This window comes from Curtobacterium sp. C2H10, assembly GCF_025407985.1.
GTDB lineage: Bacteria > Actinomycetota > Actinomycetes > Actinomycetales > Microbacteriaceae > Curtobacterium.
On the sequence record NZ_JABXGF010000042.1, the window covers coordinates 1 to 20246 of the forward strand.

The window sequence follows — 20246 nt, forward strand, 5'->3', positions numbered from 1 at the left end:
TGGTGGTGCTGGCGCGCCGGGGCTCGCAGTCGGCGGCCGGCGGGCCGGCGGCGGCCGGTGAGCAGGCGGCGCACGGCGAGCCGGCGGAGCCGGGCACGCGGCGCGACTTCTGGACGAGTGCCGACGACCCCGCGCCGACGCCGTGGGCGGCGACGGGCGCGACGACGGCGGGTGGACCCGACCACGTCGCTCCCGGTGGGTCCGCGGCGGGGGCGAGCAGCGCCTCCTGGCAGTGGGACACGACCTCCGCGGCGGACCGACACCGTCAGCACACCGAGCGGATGCGCGCGGAACGGCAGCGGCAGGCGGAACGGCGAGCGGAGCGAGCCGACCGGCTCCCCGGTGCCGGGTACGTCGCCGTGAGCCTGGGCCTCGCCCTCGTCGTCGGAGCCGGCGTCGCGGTGTGGGCGCAGCAGACCGACCTGCCCGTGCCGGTGCTCGGGATCGCCGCCGCGGTCGCCGTGCTCGCCGTGGCGACCGTCGTGGCCGGCGTGCGCGGACGGGAGAGCGGTGGCCTCGGGCTGTTCTCGACCATCGGGGTCGTCGCGCTCGTCGTGACGGGGGTGCTGCCGACCGGCACGCAGGTCACCGTCGTCGGCGGGACCACCTGGCGGGTGGACGACGTGCGGCCGGGCACCGAGCGGAACTACGCGATGGTGGTCGGTGGGCCGACGCTGGACCTCCGCGGGCTCGACGAGGCCGACGGCGGCGGGACGGTGAACCTCTGGCTCGGAGCCGGGGGAGCCGAGGTCCAGCTGCCGACCGACGCACCCGTCCGGGTCCGGGTGAGCGGCATCGGGTACGGCGTCGAGCTGCGTCCGGACGACGACGCGGAGGACGGCCTCGGTGGCGCGCTCGGCACGACGACCGTCGAGAACCGGGCAGCGCGATCGGCGGACGCCGCCGAGACCACGACCGTGCACGTGTGGGTCATCGGCGGTGGCGTCGACGTGCCGCGCGCCGTGACCGTCGACCAGTGAGGAACGAGACGATGACGAACGACGAGACCACCCCCGACGACCGGACCACCCCCGACGACCGGACCACACCGGTCGACCCGACCACCCCGACCACCCCGACCACCCCGTTCGACGGGGTCCCGGCACCCGCTCGCCGCCCGCGCCGTGCACCCCGCTTCGGCACGGTCTTCTGGGGGGTCGTCCTCCTCGTGTTCGCCGCCGCGATGGCCGTGAGCGCCCTGCCGTGGTTCACCGTCGACCCGATGACGCTCCTGCTCGGGGCCTGCCTGACCGCCGGGGTCCTGCTCGTGGTGGCCGGTGTCGCGGCGGTGATCGCGAGACCACGGCGCTAGGACGGCCTACGATCGTGTCCGTGACCGCGACAGACGCCGAGCGGGCCGCGGAACGCGACGCGACCGAGCCTCCCCTCGACCGAAGCACCCGTGTGCGTCGCTGGATGCTGCACGGGGCCGACCAGGGCGCCTCGCACCAGGGCCCGCACCAGGTCGAGGTGGAGAAGACCCACTCGTGGTGGCGCGTCATGTGCCTCACGGGCGTCGACTACTTCTCGACGCTCGGGTACCAGCCCGCGATCGCCGCGCTCGCCGCCGGGCTCCTGTCGCCGATCGCGACGATCGTGCTCGTGCTCGTCACGCTGTTCGGCGCCCTGCCGGTGTACCGCCGGGTCGCGCAGGACAGCTTCCGGGGCGCCGGCTCGATCATGATGCTCGAGAAGCTCCTGCCCTGGTGGGCCGGCAAGCTCTTCGTGCTCGTGCTCCTCGGGTTCGCGGTGACGGACTTCATGATCACGATGACGCTGTCCGCGGCGGACGCGACGGCGCACATCGCGGAGAACCCCTTCACGCCGCACTGGTTCACCGAGATCCCGGTGCCGCTCACGCTCGCGCTGCTGCTCCTGCTCGGGGTGGTGTTCCTCCGCGGCTTCAAGGAGGCGATCGGCATCGCGGTCGCGCTCGTCGCGGTGTACCTGCTGCTCAACGCGGTCGTCGTCGGGGTGTCCCTGTGGCACGTGTTCGAGAACCCGATGGTGGCGAGCGACTGGTGGAGCGGCCTCACCGCGCAGCACAGCAACCCGCTCGTGATGATCGGCATCGCCCTCATCGTCTTCCCGAAGCTCGCGCTGGGCCTCTCCGGCTTCGAGACCGGCGTCGCGGTGATGCCGCAGGTGCGCGGCGACGCGTCCGACGACACGAGCGCCCGACCCGAGGGGCGGATCCGCGGGACGAAGCGCCTGCTCACCGTCGCCGCGGTCATCATGAGCTCGTTCCTCATCACCTCGTCGATCGTCACCACCTTCCTCATCCCGCAGCAGGAGTTCCAGCCGGGCGGCGGCGCGAACGGCCGGGCGCTGGCGTACCTGGCGCACGAGTACCTCGGCGGCGTGTTCGGCTCCGTGTACGACTTCTCGACGGTCGCGATCCTGTGGTTCGCCGGTGCGAGTGCGATGGCGGGTCTGCTCAACCTCGTGCCCCGGTTCCTGCCCCGCTACGGCATGGCGCCGCAGTGGGCGCGGGCGACCCGGCCGCTCGTCATCATCTTCACGCTCATCGCCTTCGTGATCACGATCATCTTCCAGGCGAACGTCGACGCGCAGGGCGGCGCCTACGCCACCGGCGTGCTCGTCCTCATCACGAGCGCCGCGGTCGCGGTGACCCTGTCGGCCCGACGCAAGCAGCAGAAGAAGCGCACGATCGGGTTCGGCATCATCGCCGTGGTCTTCGTGTACACGACCGTCGCGAACGTCATCGAGCGGCCGGACGGCGTCCGCATCGCCGCGATCTTCATCATCGCGATCGTGGTGGTCTCGCTGGTCTCCCGCGTCCGCCGGTCGTTCGAGCTCCGTGCGTCGTCGATCGAGCTCGACGCCACCGCCCGGCAGTTCATCGAGGCCGACGCCGACCAGTTCAGCTCGGTCTGCATCATCGCGAACGAACCGGGTGCCGGCACGGCCGAGGCGTACCGGTCGAAGGGGCGCGAGGAACGCCGCGACTCCGGCATCCCCGCCCGCGTGCCGACGATGTTCCTCGAGGTCCTGCCCGCCGACTCCTCCGACTTCGAGGAGGACCTCGTCGTCGAGGGCCACGTCATCCACGGGCACCGCGTGCTCAAGGTCCGGTCGGGCAACGTGCCGAACACGATCGCGTCGACGCTCCTCGCGATCCGGGACATCGCCGGCGTCGTCCCGAGCATCTACTTCGAGTGGAACGAGGGCAGCCCGATCCGCAACGCCATCCGCTTCGTGTTCACCGGCGTCGGTGACGTCGCGCCCGTGACGCGCGAGGTGCTGCGCGAGGCGGAGCCGGACGTGAACCGCCGACCGAGCGTCCACGTGTCGTGACGGGCGGGGCGGACGCGAGCCGCGCCTCCAGGCCCGTCGGCGGGCTCGCGGCGGTCCTCGTCGCCGCGGCCGTGTGGGGGACCACCGGCACCGCGACGCACTTCGCGCCCGGGGTCCCCGCGTTCGTGTTCGGGGCCGTGACGTTCGGCCTCGGCGGGATCGTCCTCGCCCTCGGCGCCGGTCGCGGCACGCTCCGCGCGGTCGCCGACCCGGCGAGCCGTCGCTGGGCGCTGCTCGGCGCGGCGTCGCTCGTCGTCTACGCGGTCGCGTTCTACGCGGCTCTCGCCGACGCGGGCGTCGCGCTGGGCACGACGGTGGCCATCGGGTCGTCGCCCGTGTTCGCGGGGCTCGTCGAGTGGGTGGCGGACGGGAGGCGCGTCACGCGCAAGTGGGTCGTCGCCACCCTGGTGAGCGTGGTCGGGATGGTCGTCGTGACGCTCGCGCGGTCCTCCGAGCATGCGGGCGCGTCGGGTGGTTCCGATCGGGACGGGTCGCTCGTGCTCGGCCTCGGGAGTGCGCTGCTCGCCGGTCTGACGTACGCGCTGTACTCGTGGGCGGTCGCGCGGGGCATGCGTGCGGTGCCCCTTCCCGTCGCGCTGCCCGGCGGTGTGTCCGTGGCGGATCGTGCCTCGCTGCTGGCTCGCGCGTCGCTGCCGGGTGAGCGTGGACTCGTCGGGGCGGTGTTCGGGCTCGCGGTGTTCCCGCTCGTGGTGCTCGCCGTCGTGGGCGGGCAGGCGTCGCTCGGGGTCGCGGCGAACTGGCCGGTGTTCCTGTACCTCGCGCTCGTGCCGACGGTGCTCGGCCACTCGCTGTACGCCGTCGGGCTGCGGTCCGTGAGCGCCTCGGTCGCGACGCTGCTGTCGTTGTTCGAGCCCGTCGTGGCCGCGGTGCTCGCCGTGCTCGTGGTGGGGGAGCACGTCGGTACCGGAGGCTGGGTCGGCATCGGGCTGGTGGTCGTCGGACTGGCGGTCCTGGCCGTGCCGGAGCGGACGCGCGCCTAGCGGTACGGGCGCGCCGCCAGGGGCGCGCCGCCAGGGGTTCGCCGCTACTCGCCGAGGATCTGGTCGCGCACCTTCCGCCGCAGCACCTTGCCGATCATCGAGCGCGGCAGGTCCTCGACCACGACCACCCGGCGGGGCACCTTGTACGCGGCGAGGTGCTCGCGCGACCACGCCCGCAGGGCATCGGCGTCGAACGTCGCGGGGTCCTTCGGCACGACGGCCGCGACGACCTGCTCGTTGCCGGCCTGGGTGATCCCGACGACCGCGACCTCGCGCACGCTCGGGTGCTTGAGCAGGGCGTCCTCGACCTCGGTCGGGGAGACGTTGAACCCGCCGGTGATGATGAGCTCCTTGAGACGGTCGACGATCCGGACGTACCCGTCGGCGTCGATCGCCACGATGTCACCGGTCCGGAACCAGCCGTCCGGCGTGAAGACCTCGTCGGTGGCCTCGGCCTTGCCCCAGTACCCACGGAAGACCTGGGGCCCGCGGACCTGGAGCTCGCCCGGCTCGTCGGTCCCGAGGACCTTCGTCGGGTCGTCCGGGTCGGCCACCCGCGCCTCGGTCGAGGACAGCGGCAGGCCGATCGACCCGAGGCGCCGGGCCGGGGACACCGGGTTCGCGAGCAGGACGGGGGAGCACTCGGACAGGCCGTAGCCCTCGACGAGGTAGCCGCCGGTGCGGGCCTCCCACGGCTCGACGACCTCCTTCGAGAGCGCCATCGCCCCGGAGATGCCGATCTCGATCCCCTCGAGCGAGACCTTCGCGGAGTCCGCCGCGTGCTGCAGCCGCGCGTAGATCGGGGGCACCGCCGGCAGGAACGTCGGCGGGTGCTTCTTCATCGCAGCGAGCACGAGTGCCGGGTCGAACGTCGGGAACAGCACGAGCCGCGAGGCCATGCTCATCGCGAAGGTCAGGCAGAGCGTCAGGCCGTAGGCGTGGAACATCGGCAGGACCGCGTAGACCACGCTGCCGTCTCCGGGCTGGATCTGCGGGACCCACGCCCGGGCCTGTGCGGCGTTCGCGATGAGGTTGCCGTGCGACAGCACCGCACCCTTCGGCACGCCCGTCGTGCCCGACGTGTACTGGATCAGGGCGACGTCGTCGGTGGCGGGTCGGGGGTGGCGCTTCGACAGCTTCCGGTTCGACACGAGGTCGTCCCACGGCGTCGTGCCGCGCACCGTGGTGGTCAGCTTCGCCCGGGACTCGCGGGCCTTCGCGACCGGCAGCGACAGCGCGATCCGGGTTCCACGCGGCATCGCGCGGGTGAGGTCGACCGAGACGATCGCGTCGAGCTTCACGTCCGAGGGGAAGTCCTGCAGCGTCGCCACCGACTTGTCCCACGCGATCGCGACCTTCGCGCCGTGGTCCTCGAACTGGTGGCGGAGCTCGCGAGGCGTGTACAGCGGGTTGTGCTCGACGACCACGGCGCCGAGGCGGAGCACGGCGTAGAAGGCCACGATGTGCTGCGGGCAGTTCGGCAGCACGATCGCCACCCGGTCGCCGGCGGTCACCCCGAGCTTGCGGAGGCCGTTCGCCGCCCGGAGGATCTGCTCCTCGAGCTCGGCGTACGTCGTCGTCCGCTTGAAGAACTCGAGTGCGACCTTCTTCGGGAAGCGCCTGGCGGACCCCTCCACGATGTCGTACAGGGAGCCGGTCGGCTCGTCGATGTCGTGCGGGACCCCCGGGGCGTACGAGGCAAGCCAGGGACGAGGCGTGTCGATGCTCACGCCGACCAACCTAGCGGGCCACCCGAGCGCGTTGTCAGGGGCACGACGGACGATGGCGTCATGCCCTCTGTCGCCGATGCCTTCCGATCCCGTCTCAACGACACGTTCACCGGTGGTGCGACGGAGCGCCCGGCCTGGATCGACGAGCTCGAACAGGGCACGGACGCCGGGTTCTTCGGGCCCGGCTCCGCCACCTGGTCGGTGCACGGTGGGAAGCAGACGATCCTCGCGGGTGTCCGCGCCCTGCTCGTCCAGGCGCTCCACCCGGGGGCGCTCGCCGGCGTCGCCGACCACTCCCGCTACCGCGAGGACCCGTTCGGCCGCCTCGCCGGCACGATCCGCTGGATCTACACGGTCTCGCACGGCGACACCACGGCGGCCCGGTCCGCGAGCGCCTGGGTCCGGAAGCTCCACGAGCGCGTCCGTGGCGAGTACGTCGACGGACACGGGGTCACGAAGCCGTACGCCGCGAACGACCCGGACCTCGCCCGGTGGGTGCACCTCGCGTTCACCGACGCCTTCCTCCGCAGTGCGCAGCTGTGGGGCGAACCCATCCCCGGCGGTGCCGACGCCTACGTCCGCGAATGGGCGATCGCCGGCCGGCTGATGGGCGTCGAGGACGCCCCCGAGTCCGACGCCGAGCTCCGCGCCCAGATGAACGGGTACCTCGACCGCGGGGAACTCGTCGCGACCGCACGGACGCTCGACGTCGTCCGGTTCATCAAGGACCCGCCCCTCGCACGCCTGCTGCGCCCCGGGTACCGGGCGCTCTTCGACGGCGCGGTCGTCTCCCTGGATCCGCGGCACCGCTCGATGCTCGGGTTGCGGACGCCTGCGGTCGGGCCGGTGGAGTTCCCGGTCCGGCGGACCGCGGGCGTGGTGCTCGACGGCATCGGTGCCGTGCTCGGGCACCAGCCGGGGACGGAGCGCGCGGCGCTCGTGCGGATCGCGCGGCTGGGCGGCGAGCGGCGGATTCCGGACGCGACCGTCTGACGGCCAGGAGGCGCGGTGCCAGCTGGCACCGCGCCTCCCGTCCGTCCGGTGGGTGCGTCAGAAACCGGACGGCACCCGGGGTGTGTACGCGGATTCGAGACGGGTGACCTCGTCGTCCGTGAGCTCGATCGTCGTCGCAGCGACCGCGTCGTCGATGTGGTGCTCCTTCGTCGCGCCGACGATCGGGGCGGAGACCGCCGGCTGTCGCATCACCCACGCGAGGGCGATCTGCGCCATGCTCGCGTCGTGCGCCTCGGCGACCTGCTGCACCGTGTCGACGATCGCGCGGTTGGCGTCCTCGTCCTGCTTGTAGAGCGTCTTGCCGAACTCGTCGGTGTCGGCCCGGCTGCCGGAGCCCTGCGCGTCCCAGGGGCGGGTGAGCTTGCCGCGGGCGAGCGGGCTCCACGGGATCACGCCGACGCCGGTGTGGGCGCAGAAGGGGTGCATCTCGCGCTCCTCCTCGCGTTCGAGGAGGTTGTACTGGTCCTGCATGCTGACGAACCGCGTCCAGCCGTTCAGGTCGGCCACGTGCTGCATCTCGGCGAACTGCCACGCCCACATGCTGCTCGCGCCGATGTAGCGCGCCTTGCCCGACTTCACGACGTCGTGGAGGGCCTCCATCGTCTCCTCGACCGGGGTGTGCGGGTCGAAGCGGTGGATCTGGTACAGGTCGACGTAGTCCGTGCCGAGGCGGGTCAGCGAGGCGTCGATCTCGTGCATGATCGCCGCCCGCGAGAGTCCGGCGCCGTTGGGGCCCGGGCGCATGCGGTTGAAGACCTTGGTGAAGACCTGGACCTCCTCGCGCGGAGCGAGTTCCTTGAGGAGGGTGCCGGTGATCTCCTCGGAGCTGCCCGCGGAGTAGACGTTCGCGGTGTCGAACGTGGTGATGCCCTGGTCGTAGGCACGGCGGACGAAGGGGCGGGCCTCGTCGATGCCGACGCTCCACTCGTGGGCGCCCTTGTCGGGGTCGCCGTAGGACATCATGCCGAGGATGACGGAGCTGATCTGGAGGCCGGAGGCGCCGAGGCGGGTGGTCGGGGTTGCCGGGCTTGTCGAGCGGGCGGTTTCGGGGGTTGCCGGGCTTGCGGGGCTTGCCGAGCGGGCGGTTTCGGGGTTTGCCGAGCGGGCGGTTTCGGGGGCTGCCGAGCGGGCGGTTTCGGGGGCTGCCGAGCGGGCGGTTTCGGTCATGCTGCCACCCTGGCATCGCGCCCTGTGACCGCGAGGAGGCGGACCTGCAGCGGCGCGTCCTCGTCGACGTCGACCGGTGCGGCGTAGAGCCCGGTCGCGGCGAGGTCCTCGATCTGCGGCTCGAAGTGCTCCCACACGGCCTGCACGAGTTCGTCCGGGAGGGTCTCGTCGCTGCCGGTCGCCCGCGCGAGGTCCCACGTGTGGATCGTGATGTCGCTGGTCTGCTCGGTGAGGTACTGCCCCGCCGGGACGACGTCCGTGGCGAGGTGCACCGGCGTGTCAGCGGGCGTTCTCTGCCACGCCTCGATGGCTTCGGCCGCGAACTTCGCCCACTCGGCCGCGAGGTCGGAGCCGACCGCTTCGAGATCCGCTTCGGCCTGGGCGTAGTCGCACCCCGTCAGGAGCTTCGGGATCCACCGCTGCTCCTCGACGACGTGTCGGACGAGGTCTCGGGTGGTCCATTCGGAGTCGGGGGTCGACGCGTCCCAGTCCGTGACGGCGGCGACGCGGCGGCCGAACTCGGCTGCCGCGAGTGCCTGCAGCGCGATCCAGTCGGTGGCCATGGTGGTGCTCCTGTTCGTGGGTCCTGCGGGTGCGGGGTGCGGGGTGCGGGGTGCTGCGTGTTGGTGGGTGTTCGACGATCGGCCCGGAGGCGGGTTCCCGTGTGTTCCCCTGCAACCTTCCAGCTCGGGTTCCGATTCCCCGCGGCGGTCGCCCGGTGCCGGTCGGCGGACGCTGCGGTCTCACGCTACTGCGCGCAGTCGCCGGGCGAGCGGGCGAAATGTGCGGGGGTGCCACGTCCGTCGGTGCCGAATCCGCCCGATCGGCGCGGGTGGCGCGCGCGACCAGAGACGCCGGCGCGCGCCACGGAGCCGATCGCATGGCGGTCGCGGCGAGCGGGCGGAAGCTGGCGGGTACGTGCCGCGAACCGCGCGTACTCCGCCCGCTCGACGGTGGGACGCGCGAGCGACCGGCCCAGCGAGAAGACCACGCGCGCCCCGCACCCCCCAGCCCCCCAGCAACGACGAACGGCCCGACTCCGTGGGGGAGGAGCCAGGCCGTTCGCTTCGGGTACTGCAGTGTGGTGCGGTTCGATGTCCCTCAGGTCACGCGCAACGCGATGACCTTCGGGTCAGGAGGGACGAGGTGTCAGGCCGCCTGGAGGACGAACTGCACGTCGAGGTTGATCGTCACGTCGTTGCCGAGCGTGAAGCCACCGGCCTCGAGCGCAGCGTTCCAGTTCACGCCGAACTCGGTGCGGTCGATCTTGGTCGTGGCCTCGGCGCCGAACTTGACCTGGCCGTAGCCGTCGGTCGTGAAGCCGCCGAGCTCGGCCTTGAGGACGACCGGCTTGGTGACGCCACGCAGGGTCAGGTCGCCGGCGATGTGCAGGTCGTCGCCCTTGGCCTCGATGCTCGTCGAGCGGAAGGTGAGCTGCGGGTGCTCCTCGGTGAGGAAGAAGTCGCTCGTCTTGAGGTGCTGGTCGCGCTGCTCCTGGCCGGTGTTGATCGACGCGACGTCGATGTTCGCCTCGACGGTCGACTCGAGCGGGTTCTCGGCGGTGACGACGGTGGCGTCGAAGGTCTCGAACTTGCCCTTGACCTTGCTGATCGCGAGGTGGCGGACCGAGAACGTGACCTCGGAGTGGGTGGGGTCGATCTTCCAGGTACCGGTCTGGTAGCCGGGGATGGTCGAGGCGGTGAGCGTCATGGTGACTCCTTCGAAGCGTGTGGACTGCGTTCCCGAGCAGGCGTCGGGCGGAACCACGATTCCATGCGCCTGCATCGAAGTTGATGCTAGCCCATTCTGCACGTGTTTGGTTGAAGCGTCAACCAATGTTCACCTCGATGACGCTGGACGGCGTGTCGGACGTGGGTCGTGCCTCCCGGTCGACACGCCGTCGAGGAGGCGACGGACGCGCGCCACGAGCGCCTCGATCGCCGGTCCCACGTCGTCCGCGGTGGCGCGCAGCAGCCACCAGCCGGCGTCCTTCAGGTGTTCACCCCGCGTGATGTCCTTGCGGAACGTGCGATCGTCGGTGCGGTGGAGGTCGCTCTCGTACTCGATCGCGACACGGGCGTCCGGGTAGGCGAGATCGACGCACGCGACCCACCGGCCGTCCACCACGACGTCGTGGTTCAGGGCCGGTTGTGGCAGACCGCGCCGCGTGAGGGCGAGTCGGAGCCGGGTCTCGCCGGGCGAACGTGACCCTGGGCGCATCTCGGCGAGGGCTGCTCGGACGCGACGGATGCCCCTCGCTCCGCGGTAGCGGCGAGCCGCAGCGACCAGTTCGGCGTGGTCGCACCAGCCGAGCCAGCCGATGATCGCGTCGCCGACCACGATGAGTTCGTCGCGGCTCAGGAGGGTCGCGAGCGCGATGAACGTGTCCGCTGGGTGGGTCAGCGCCGCGGTGCCCGAGTGGACCACCTGGAGTCTGCCGCGGCGGGCGCGGTGCCCGATCGTCCCGCGGACACGGAGCGCCTGGTCCGTCCCGATCGTCGTCACATGGACGCGGGGATCGCGCTCGAGCCGGCGCGGGAGCGGGAAGCCGAGGATCGCTGCGGCGGTCGTGTGGCTGAACGCCTGGTCCGGGCGCAGGCGCGGCTGCACCGCTCGTGCGCGCTCGTCGTGCGTTTGCGGACGGGTCCAGGCGCGGATGCCGTGGAACGGGCGGAGGAACGCTCGTGATCGGAGTCGGCCGACGCTGACGCCGCGGTGCAGGGCTTCGCGCACGCGGAACGGTCGGCCGCGGAGGGCCATCGGGAAGGTCGCGTCGACGTGCATGCGGCCAGCGTGGCCGCCGGTGGCACCGTGCGAGTGGCGCCCGCCCTGATCTGTGGACGGCTGGTGCAAGCGGCCATCTGTGGACGGATGGCCGGCTCGAGGGCGGCTCGGGAGGCGCGGCGCGAGCGGGCGAAACGGCCCCGGTCCCAGCGCGGTCCCGTGGGTATTCCGCCCGCTCGCGCATCCCCGCCGCCGGCGCGCCCACCGCGCCCACCCCGCGCGCGCAGCGCGCAGCGCCCCCGCACCCAGGTACTCGCACGGCCCCTCACGGGGCGGGGAAGCCCGCTAGCGTCGGGAGCATGGAATTCAGGTACCTGGGCAACTCCGGACTCAAGATCTCCGAGATCACCTACGGCAACTGGCTGACGCACGGCTCGCAGGTCGAGAACGACGTCGCCGCCCAGTGCGTGCGGGCAGCGCTCGACGCCGGCATCACCACGTTCGACACCGCGGACACGTACGCGAACACCGCCGCCGAGACCGTCCTCGGCGAGGCGCTGCAGGCCGAGCGCCGCCAGTCGCTGGAGATCTTCACGAAGGTCTACTGGCCGACCGGGCCGAAGGGGCACAACGACGTCGGCCTCAGCCGCAAGCACATCATGGAGTCGATCGACGGGTCGCTCGAGCGCCTCCAGACCGACTACGTCGACCTCTACCAGGCGCACCGGTACGACCACGAGACCCCCCTCGAGGAGACGATGCAGGCCTTCGCCGACGTCGTCCGCCAGGGCAAGGCGCTGTACATCGGCGTCAGCGAGTGGAACGCCGAGCAGATCCGCGCCGGTGCCGCGCTCGCGAAGGAGCTCGGCTTCCAGCTCATCTCGAACCAGCCGCAGTACTCGATGCTGTGGCGGGTCATCGAGGGCGAGGTCGTCCCCGCGTCGAAGCAGCTCGGCCTCAGCCAGATCGTCTGGTCGCCGATCGCCCAGGGCGTGCTCACCGGCAAGTACAAGCCCGGTCAGCCCCTCCCCGAGGGCTCCCGCGCCACCGACGAGAAGGGCGGCGCCGACATGATCAAGCGGTTCATGCGCGACGAGGTCCTCGAGGCCGTCCAGCGCCTCCAGCCCGTGGCCGACCAGGCAGGCCTGACCCTCGCGCAGCTCGCCATCGCGTGGACGCTCCAGAACGAGAACGTCGCGAGTGCGATCGTCGGCGCGTCCCGTCCGGAGCAGGTCACCGACAACGTCAAGGCCGCGGGCGTGCGCCTGGACGCCGACGCCCTCGCGGCGATCGACGCAGCCCTGGGGGACATCCCGGAGCGCGACGCGTCGAAGACCGTCAGCCCGGCGTCGCGCCCCGCGTAGACGCGACCACCCTTCCGACCTGGAGGCGCGGTGCCAGCTGGCACCGCGCCTCCAGTCCGTCGTGGGGGCGCGTCCACCGCGACCCGCATGTGAACAGCGGGTGTCGCGAAACTGGCAGAACCATCCGTAAGTCTGTACCCCACCCAAACCACTCCGAGAAGCCCCCCGAATCGGGGGCATGACCCGAACCGATACCCCCGTTGTGGTGCCATCCGCAACCGGCGCGGTACCCGTCCCTCCGCGCGCGGCCGTCGCGCGCCTGGTGGTGCTCGCGCGGCAACTCGTCTCCTTCGGCAGCATCGGCGCCGTCTGCTTCGTCATCGACCTCGGCGTCTACAACCTCCTCCGCGCGACCGTGATGCCCGACGGGCCCATCGCCGCCAAGATCGTCTCCGCCGTCGTCTCCACGGCCGTGGCCTGGATCGGCAACCGGTTCATCACGTTCCGGGCCGAGCGGCAGACCGGCCGCCGAGAGACCCTCCGCGAGGGTCTCCTCTTCGCCGTCACCAACCTCATCGGTCTCGGCATCGCCGCCGCGTGCCTGTTCGTCTCGCACTACGTCCTCGGTTTCACCTCCACCCTCGCCGACAACGTCGCCGGCAACGGGGTGGGTCTCGTGCTCGGCACCGCGTTCCGGTTCGCCGCGTACAAGGCCCTCGTCTTCCGTTCCACCGACGCTCACGCGAAGGAGCTCGCCGAATGACCATCTCCGCCACGCTGTGGACGGCCGCAGGGCCGCTGCTCCAGCCGAACGAGGGGACGGCTCCGTCGAGCGTCCCGAACCGCGGCACGACCGACGTCCCGACAGGAGGCTCGGGTCAGCTCCCGCAGGCCGCCTGGTCGGTCGGCGAGTGGGTCGGGTACTCGGCCCTCATCGCGATCTCCGTGCTGCTCACGATCATCGCGCTCACCACGCTGTGGTGGATGCTGCACGCCTGGCGCTCGCGCGACGCGCTCAAGTCGACGAGCTTCAGCCAGACCCCGCGCCCGGCGGCGCACCGGTTCACGCTGCTGGTCCCCGGCCGCCACGAGCAGGACGTCATGGGGGAGACGCTCGACATGCTCGCGAAGCAGGACCACCCGGACTTCGAGATCATCGCGATCGTCGGCGAGGACGACCCCGAGACGGACGCCGTCGTGCGTGCCGCCGCGGCCCGGCACCCCGGGCTCATCACGGTCGTCGTCGACGACACCGCGCCGAAGAACAAGCCGAAGGCGATGAACCTCGCGCTCCAGTACGCGACGGGCGACATCGTCGGCGTGTTCGACGCCGAGGACGAGGTCTACCCGCGGCTGCTCTCCCTGGTCGACTCGCGCTTCCAGGAGACCGACGCCGACGTCGTGCAGGGCGGCGTGCAGCTGATGAACTTCAAGTCGAGCTGGTGGTCGCTCCGGAACGTGCTCGAGTACTACTTCTGGTTCCGCTCGCGCCTGCACTTCCACGCCGGGTCGAAGTTCATCCCGCTCGGCGGCAACACCGTCTTCGTGACGAAGGAACGCCTGGACTGGTCGAACGGCTGGGACGCGCACTGCCTCGCCGAGGACTGCGAGCTCGGCGTCCGGCTCTCCGCCGACGGTGCCAAGGTCGTCGTCGCCTACAGCCCCGAGGCCGTCACCCGCGAGGAGACCCCGCCCACCTTCGCCTCCCTGCTCAAGCAGCGGACCCGGTGGAACCAGGGCTTCCTGCAGGTGCTCGGCAAGGGGGAGTGGAAGAAGCTCCCGTCGTTCCGCCAGCGGTTCTTCGCCCGCTACATGCTGACGATGCCGTTCATCCAGGCGGCCACCGGGCTGCTCATCCCGCTCAGCGTCCTGATGATCCTGTTCGTCAAGGTGCCGACGGCGATCGCCCTCGTGTCGTTCGTGCCCGTCGCCCCGACGCTCATGCTGCTCGCCGTCGAGGTCGTCGGCCTCAACGAGTTCGGTCGGCTCTACAAGGAGAAGGTCCGGATCCGCGACTACGTGAAGCTCGTGCTCGGCCTCGTGCCGTACCAGATCTTCCTCGCCGCGGCGGCGGTCCGGGCCGTGGTCCGGCACGCCAAGGGGCAGAACGGGTGGGAGAAGACCGAGCACACCGGGCAGCACCGCACGGCCGGGGAGTCGGCCGAGGTCGTCGGCTTCGCGAACGCCGTGACCACCGACCGGGCGGACGACCGCTCGGACGACCGTGAACTCGTCGCGTCGACCACCGGAGGGACCCGATGACCGCCAGCATCACCGACACCACCGGCATCCCGATCCGGGGCGCCGTCGCCCGCCAGCGCTCCGGCGTCGGCGCCTGGTTCCGCCGGCACGCCGCGAGCCTCGGCTGGCTCCTCCCCGTCCTCGCCGTGACCGTCGTCGTGCAGTCGTGGAACATGTCCGGCACGCCCCAGCGGATCGACGACGAGGGCACGTACACCGCCCAGGCCTGGGCGATCACGCACCTCGGCGAGATCACCCACTACACGTACTGGTACGACCACCCGCCGCTGGGCTGGATCCAGATCGCCGGGTACACCTCGCTGACCGGGGCGTTCGCGCGCTACCCGTTCGCCGTCGAGGCCGGGCGCGAGGCGATGGTGTTCTTCGCCGCCGTGTCGAGCATCCTGCTGTTCGTCCTCGCCCGCCGACTCGGTGCCGGCCGTGCCACCGCGGCGGTCGCGGGCCTCGTGTTCGCGCTGTCGCCCCTGGCCCTGCAGTACCACCGCACGGTCTACATCGACAACGTCGCGACGCCGTGGCTCCTCGCCGCGTTCGTCCTCGTGCTCAGCCGTCGCCAGCAGCTCGCCGGCTTCGCGGGTGCCGCTGCGTGCCTCGGCATCGCGGTGCTCTCGAAGGAGACGTACCTGCTCGCCCTGCCGTTCCTCATCTGGATCGCGGTGCGCCGGGCCGACCGGAGCACTCGCCGGTACACGCTCAGCGTCGCCGGGGCCGTGCTCGCCGTGATCGGTGGCGGCTACCTGCTGCTCGCCGCGGTGAAGGGCGAGCTCCTGCCCGGCACCGGTCGGGTCAGCCTCTTCGAGGGCATCACCTACCAGCTCGGTTCCCGGGCGGCCAGCGGATCGGTCTTCGACGCGGGGAGCCTCGCGAACGAGGCCGCCGCGCAGTGGTGGGCGCTCGACCCGGTGTTCATCGTGCTCGGCTCGGCCGCAGCGTTCGTCGGGCTGTTCCTCCGCCGGGTACGCCCGATCGCGGCGATGCTCGTGTTCCTGCTGCTCATGATGTTCCGCCCGAACGGGTACCTGCCCGTGCCGTACGTGATCATGCTCATCCCGTTCGCCGCGCTCCTCGTCGCCTACACCGCCGAACGTGCCGTCCTCGCCGTGCTCGGCCGCTTGCGCGGGACCTCGGGGACCGATGCGCGGGCCGTCGTCCGCCGGGGCCTCGGCACCACGTGGGCGGTCGTGACGTCCGCGGCACTCCTCGTCGCACTCCCGCTCTGGGGGACGCAGCTGCGCGGGTTCGTGCTCGGCAACCTCGACCTGCCGATGCAGCAGGCCGAGCAGTGGGTCGGTGACAACGTCCCGAAGTCCTCGCGGCTGCTCGTGGACGACGCCATGTGGGTCGACCTCGTGCAGGACGGCTTCGCCCGGAACAACGTCATCTGGTACTACAAGCTCGACACCGACGCTGCGGTCGAACGCCAGTCGCCGAACGGCTGGAAGGACTCGGACTACGTCGTCACGACGGACTCCATGCGCACCGGCGGCAACTCGTCGTCGGACATCCGCCAGGCGATCGAGAACTCGACGACCGTCGCCGCGTTCGGCACCGGCAACCAGCGGGTCGACGTCCGACGCATCCACGCCGAGGGGTCGACGGCCGCCGAGGCCGCCATCACCCGCGCGACCGACCTCCGGAAGACGATGGGGACCGAGCTCGCCTCGAACCCGGCGCTCTTCGCCGACGAGGGCACGAAGTCGCAGTTCCGCGCCGGGCAGGTGGACTCGCGGGCGATGATCGCGCTCGGGCAGGTCCTCGCCGACGGGTTCGTCGAGGTCGACCGGTTCACGCCGGTGTCCGGCGAGACCGGGCAGCCCTTCCGCCGGGTCGTCCTGCAGGCCCCGGGGAACGCCGAGGCGTCCCGCGTCGAGGCCACCCTCGACGCCATGGCCAGCGGGTTCCGACCCGACTCGGTCGAGCGGGACGGGTCGCGCCTGACCATCGTCTACGCCCCCGCCGACCCGACCACGACCGCGACGAGCGCCTCGTGACCGCCGCCGCACCCACGCACCAGACCCGAACCACGACCAGAAGGAGCACCACCATGCCCGCACCTCGTCGCACCCTCCTCGTCGGCGCCCTCGCCACGAGCCTCGTCGCCGCAGCCGTCGGCCTCGCGCCGCAAGCAGCGACCGCCGCCACACCCGCCGCCACCTCGAGCGACCAGGGCTGGCTCCGCGTCGGCCACCTCTCCCCGGACACGAAGGGCGTCGACGTCGAGCTGTCGAGCCTCGCCGGCGGCAAGACGGTCTTCGAGCTCGACGACGTCACCTACGGCCAGGTCAGCCCGTACCAGGAGCTCCCGGTCGGCACCTACGTCCTGTCGATGCGCGCCGCCGACGCCCCCGACTCGACCCCGGTCATCTCCACCGACGTCACGGTCGACAAGGGCGACGCGAGCACCGTCGTCGCCTACGGCAAGAACTCGGGGCTCAAGACGACCGCGTTCACCGACGACCTCCAGCAGCCCGGTGACGGCAAGGCGAAGCTCCGGCTCGTGCAGGCCGCGACCACCGCGAAGTCGGTCGACGTGAGCACCTCCGAGGGGACCGCCGTCGCCGAGGACGCCGCCTTCGGCACCGCCACGAAGTACGCCACCGTCGGCGCCGGCAAGTGGACGCTCGACGTCTCCGGCAGCGGGCAGCGGGGCACGGCGAAGGTCGACCTCGCGGGCAACACCGTCTCGACGCTGTTCGTGCTCGACGACAGCAAGGGCGACCTCACGGTCGTGCCCGTCACGGACGCGGCAGCCACGGCGTCCACGCCGTCCGGCGGGGTGCAGACCGGTGGTGGCGGCGCGGCCGCCGACCCGGTCGAGCAGGCCACCCACGAGCTGATCGCGACGCTCCGCTCGCTGTTCCGCTGACGCCGGACCGGAGGCGCGGATCACCCCAGCGGATCCGCCCGCGTGATCCGCGCCTCCCGTCCCACACCGCACCCAGTCAGGAAGGCAGGCCGCATGACCCGCAGGACCTGGATCCCCGTGACCGCCGCAGGCGCGGTGCTCGTCGCGCTCGGCATCGCGCTCGTCGCGGTGCGCCCGTGGGGCGCCTCGCAGCCGGAGGCCGGAGGTGCGTCGACCCCGACGTCCTCGGCGGCGCCGGACGCAGCGCGCTCGCCGGAGCAGCTGCGGACGGACTTCCTCGACCGGTACGTGCAGGACGGCCGCGTCGTCCGCACCGACCAGGGCGGCGACACCGTCAGCGAGGGGCAGGCCTACGGGCTCCTGATCGCCTACGCGAACGGCGACCGTGACCGCTTCGGCGAGATCTGGACGTGGACGAAGCGGCACCTGCTCACCGATGACCACCTGCTCGCGTGGCGGTGGACGCCGGACGACGGCATCGCCGACGGGCAATCCGCGAGCGACGCCGACCTCGACGCCGCCAGGGCACTCGTGCTCGCCGGGTCCTCGTGGGACGAGCCCCGGTACACCACGGCGGGGAAGACCATGGCGTCCGCGATCCTCGAGCACGAGACCGCCACGACCGAGCTCGGGACGATCCTGCTGCCCGGGCCGTGGGCCGACTCCGAGCCGTACCGGTACGACGCCTCGTACGCGTCACCGGCGGCGTACGACGTGCTGGCGAAGGCGACCGGCGACGACCGATGGAAGGCGCTCGGCTCCGGGTCGCGAGCGGTCACGCGGGCCGTGCTCGCCGGGTCCGACCTGCCGAGTGACTGGTCCCAGGTGCACGCCGACGGCACGGTCGACCCGATGCCCGCGACCGGCGGGGACGACCGGGTGCTGTACGGGTACGACGCGATGCGGCTGCCGCTCCGGTACGCCGAGGCCTGCGCCGCGCAGGACCGGTCCCTGGCGGGGTCGATCGCGCCGACGCTCCGGCGGCAGACGCAGTTGGCAGCACAGCTCGACCTCGGCGGGACGGCCGTGACGGGTGACACGAACGCGCTGGCGTACGTGGCGCGGGCTGCGGCGGAGCAGGCCTCCGGGCAGTCTGCAGCGGCGGCGACGGACCTGCGCCGGGCGGACCGGACGGCTGCGACGACGCCGACGTACTACGGGGACGCGTGGGCGGCGCTCGGCGCGACGATGCTCACGTCCGACGTGCTCGGCGGGTGCGCGACGCGTGCCGGGGGTGCGTCGTGAGCGGGCGGCGGCGGGCCGATGGTGGCGGACCACGGCGGCGCGGCGTCCTCGTCGGGGCCGTCGTGGCCGGGGTGCTCGTGGTGGGCGGGGTCACCGGCGTCGCGGTCGCGGCCACCAACGGGACCGGGGGACCGAGGGTGGCCGGGTCCTCCTCGCCGACCGCCGGATCGTCGGCCACTGCGGCACCCGCGGCCGGGAGCGCGACCGACGGCTTCCAGGACCCGGCAGCCCCCGCCGCACGGTCCGACGCCACCCCGGTCCGCGTGACCATCCCCGCCATCGGGGTGTCATCGTCGCTCGAGGACCTCCACCGCGGCGCCGCCGGCGAACTCGACCCTCCGAAGGACTGGGACAGCGCCGGGTGGTTCAGCGACGGCATCGTCCCGGGTGAGGTCGGCCCCGCCGTCATCGCCGGGCACGTCGACAGCCCCACCGCCGCAGCCGTCTTCTTCCGGCTCGACGAACTGGTCCCCGGTGACGAGGTCCACGTCGCCATGTCCGACGGCTCCACCCGCACCTTCACGGTGGACCGGTCCGAACGGGCGGCGAAGTCGGCGTTCCCCACGAGCGACGTCTACGGCACCGCCCCCACACCCCAGCTGCGCCTCATCACGTGTGACGGCACGTTCGACACGGCCACAGGTCATTACACGGACAATCTGATCGTGTTCGCAGACCTCTCGTCGGACTGACGCAGCGACCGGCCGATATCTTCGATGTCAAGCGCAAGGAGCACCATGAGCACGACACTGGTCATCATCCCGACCTACGACGAGGCGGAGAACGTCCGCCCCATCGTCGAGCGCACCCTGGCGGCCACCGACGCCGACGTGCACGTGCTCGTCGTGGACGACAACTCCCCGGACGGCACCGGCGACATCGCCGACCAGATCGCGCGTGAGACCGACCGGGTGCACGTGATGCACCGCACCGTGAAGGACGGCCTCGGCGGTGCGTACCTCGCCGGGTTCGCCTGGGGCCTCGATCACGGGTACGACAAGCTCGTCGAGATGGACGCGGACGGCTCGCACCACCCCGAGTACCTGCCCTGGATGATCGAGCTCGCCGACACGAACGACCTCGTCCTCGGCTCGCGCTGGATCAAGGGCGGCGCCGTGGAGAACTGGCCCTGGTACCGCGAGCTCCTCTCGCGCGGCGGCAACCTCTACACGCGCCTCGCGCTCGGCATCGCGGTGCGTGACGCGACCGGCGGGTTCCGGGTGTTCACCTCGCGGGCGTTCGAGCGCATCGACCTCGCCGGCGTGGCCTCGAAGGGCTACTGCTTCCAGGTGGACCTCTGCTGGCGCGCGCTCGAGGCCGGTCTGCGCGTCGTCGAGACCCCGATCACGTTCACCGAGCGGGAGTTCGGCGTCTCGAAGATGAGCGGCAACATCGTCCGCGAGAGCCTCACCCTCGTCACGAAGTGGGGCATCGACCGGCGCATCCGTGAGGCCCGGTCCCTCGTCAAGGACCACCGCCGACTGCCGTCGGTGCGGGCGAACGCGCACGCGGTCGCCGACCACGCGGCCTGACGGGCTGCTGACGGCTTCGTGGAGGCGCGGTGCCGGCTGGCACCGCGCCTCCGGTCCGTCCGTGGTCGCGGCGCGTCCGTGGT

18 protein-coding genes are annotated in these 20246 nt (G+C 71.9%); 13 read left to right on the forward strand and 5 right to left on the reverse strand.

Annotated features, from left to right (window positions below; all coding sequences use genetic code 11):
- The 4 genes from HWD93_RS13950 to HWD93_RS19545 form a co-directional block, all read left to right on the forward strand.
- A partial coding sequence (locus tag HWD93_RS13950) for a hypothetical protein (RefSeq protein WP_261647138.1) occupies positions 1–980 on the forward strand: 980 nt, incomplete at its 5' end.
- A gap of 11 nt (positions 981–991) precedes the next feature.
- A complete protein-coding gene (locus HWD93_RS13955; RefSeq protein WP_261647139.1) occupies positions 992–1312 on the forward strand; it encodes a hypothetical protein in 321 nt (106 codons plus the stop codon).
- 104 nt (positions 1313–1416) lie between these two features.
- Positions 1417–3318: an amino acid transporter gene (locus tag HWD93_RS13960; protein WP_374115171.1), complete on the forward strand. Its 1902-nt coding sequence runs from the start codon at positions 1417–1419 to the stop codon at positions 3316–3318.
- Positions 3315–4319 carry an EamA family transporter gene (locus HWD93_RS19545; RefSeq protein ID WP_261647140.1) on the forward strand — a complete coding sequence of 335 codons (1005 nt, stop codon included), beginning with the start codon at positions 3315–3317 and terminating at the stop codon, positions 4317–4319. Before HWD93_RS13960 ends, HWD93_RS19545 begins: the two co-directional genes overlap by 4 nt.
- Positions 4320–4363: 44 nt before the next feature.
- On the opposite strand, the gene HWD93_RS13970 is transcribed toward HWD93_RS19545, so the two are convergent.
- The gene (locus HWD93_RS13970) at positions 4364–6049 is read right to left on the reverse strand and encodes a long-chain-fatty-acid--CoA ligase (RefSeq protein WP_071295023.1); all 1686 of its coding nucleotides are present in this window, start codon (positions 6047–6049) and stop codon (positions 4364–4366) included.
- 60 nt (positions 6050–6109) lie between these two features.
- Here HWD93_RS13970 and HWD93_RS13975 point away from each other — a divergent pair, with 60 nt between their 5' ends.
- Positions 6110–7042, forward strand: a complete 933-nt coding sequence (locus HWD93_RS13975) for an oxygenase MpaB family protein (protein WP_071295024.1) — start codon at positions 6110–6112, stop codon at positions 7040–7042.
- A gap of 57 nt (positions 7043–7099) precedes the next feature.
- Here HWD93_RS13975 and HWD93_RS13980 read toward each other — a convergent pair whose 3' ends face one another.
- The 4 genes from HWD93_RS13980 to HWD93_RS13995 form a co-directional block, all read right to left on the reverse strand.
- Positions 7100–8026, reverse strand: coding sequence for an aldo/keto reductase (locus tag HWD93_RS13980; protein WP_261647141.1), 927 nt, complete (start codon positions 8024–8026; stop codon positions 7100–7102).
- 200 nt (positions 8027–8226) lie between these two features.
- The gene (locus tag HWD93_RS13985; RefSeq protein ID WP_070416636.1) at positions 8227–8793 is read right to left on the reverse strand and encodes a TIGR03086 family metal-binding protein; all 567 of its coding nucleotides are present in this window, start codon (positions 8791–8793) and stop codon (positions 8227–8229) included.
- A gap of 586 nt (positions 8794–9379) precedes the next feature.
- On the reverse strand, positions 9380–9940 hold the full coding sequence (locus HWD93_RS13990; RefSeq protein WP_070416635.1) for a YceI family protein: 561 nt from the start codon (positions 9938–9940) through the stop codon (positions 9380–9382).
- Positions 9941–10069: 129 nt separating this feature from the next.
- Complete coding sequence (locus tag HWD93_RS13995; RefSeq protein ID WP_261647142.1) at positions 10070–11014, reverse strand: hypothetical protein; 945 nt, start codon at positions 11012–11014, stop codon at positions 10070–10072.
- A 299-nt stretch (positions 11015–11313) separates the two neighbouring features.
- On the opposite strand from HWD93_RS13995, the gene HWD93_RS14000 reads away from it, so the two are divergent.
- The 8 genes from HWD93_RS14000 to HWD93_RS14035 all read left to right on the forward strand — a co-directional run bounded on the left by HWD93_RS14000 (position 11314) and on the right by HWD93_RS14035 (position 20163).
- Entirely contained in the window at positions 11314–12318 is a 1005-nt protein-coding gene (locus HWD93_RS14000; protein WP_261647143.1) for an aldo/keto reductase family protein, read from the forward strand.
- A 205-nt stretch (positions 12319–12523) separates the two neighbouring features.
- On the forward strand, positions 12524–13021 hold the full coding sequence (locus tag HWD93_RS14005) for a GtrA family protein (protein ID WP_071295941.1): 498 nt from the start codon (positions 12524–12526) through the stop codon (positions 13019–13021).
- Entirely contained in the window at positions 13018–14520 is a 1503-nt protein-coding gene (locus HWD93_RS14010; protein WP_092384111.1) for a glycosyltransferase, read from the forward strand. The genes HWD93_RS14005 and HWD93_RS14010 overlap by 4 nt, the downstream gene beginning before the upstream one ends.
- Entirely contained in the window at positions 14517–16511 is a 1995-nt protein-coding gene (locus tag HWD93_RS14015) for a glycosyltransferase family 39 protein (protein ID WP_092384109.1), read from the forward strand. The genes HWD93_RS14010 and HWD93_RS14015 overlap by 4 nt, the downstream gene beginning before the upstream one ends.
- A 53-nt stretch (positions 16512–16564) precedes the next feature.
- The gene (locus HWD93_RS14020) at positions 16565–17386 is read left to right on the forward strand and encodes a DUF4397 domain-containing protein (RefSeq protein ID WP_261647144.1); all 822 of its coding nucleotides are present in this window, start codon (positions 16565–16567) and stop codon (positions 17384–17386) included.
- Positions 17387–17479: 93 nt separating this feature from the next.
- Entirely contained in the window at positions 17480–18631 is a 1152-nt protein-coding gene (locus HWD93_RS14025; protein ID WP_092384105.1) for a glycosyl hydrolase family 8, read from the forward strand.
- Entirely contained in the window at positions 18628–19323 is a 696-nt protein-coding gene (locus HWD93_RS19550) for a class F sortase (RefSeq protein ID WP_261647145.1), read from the forward strand. Before HWD93_RS14025 ends, HWD93_RS19550 begins: the two co-directional genes overlap by 4 nt.
- A 45-nt stretch (positions 19324–19368) precedes the next feature.
- Positions 19369–20163 (forward strand): polyprenol monophosphomannose synthase, encoded by a 795-nt coding sequence (locus HWD93_RS14035; protein ID WP_261647146.1) that lies wholly within the window; start codon positions 19369–19371, stop codon positions 20161–20163.
- Positions 20164–20246: the final 83 nt, after the last annotated feature.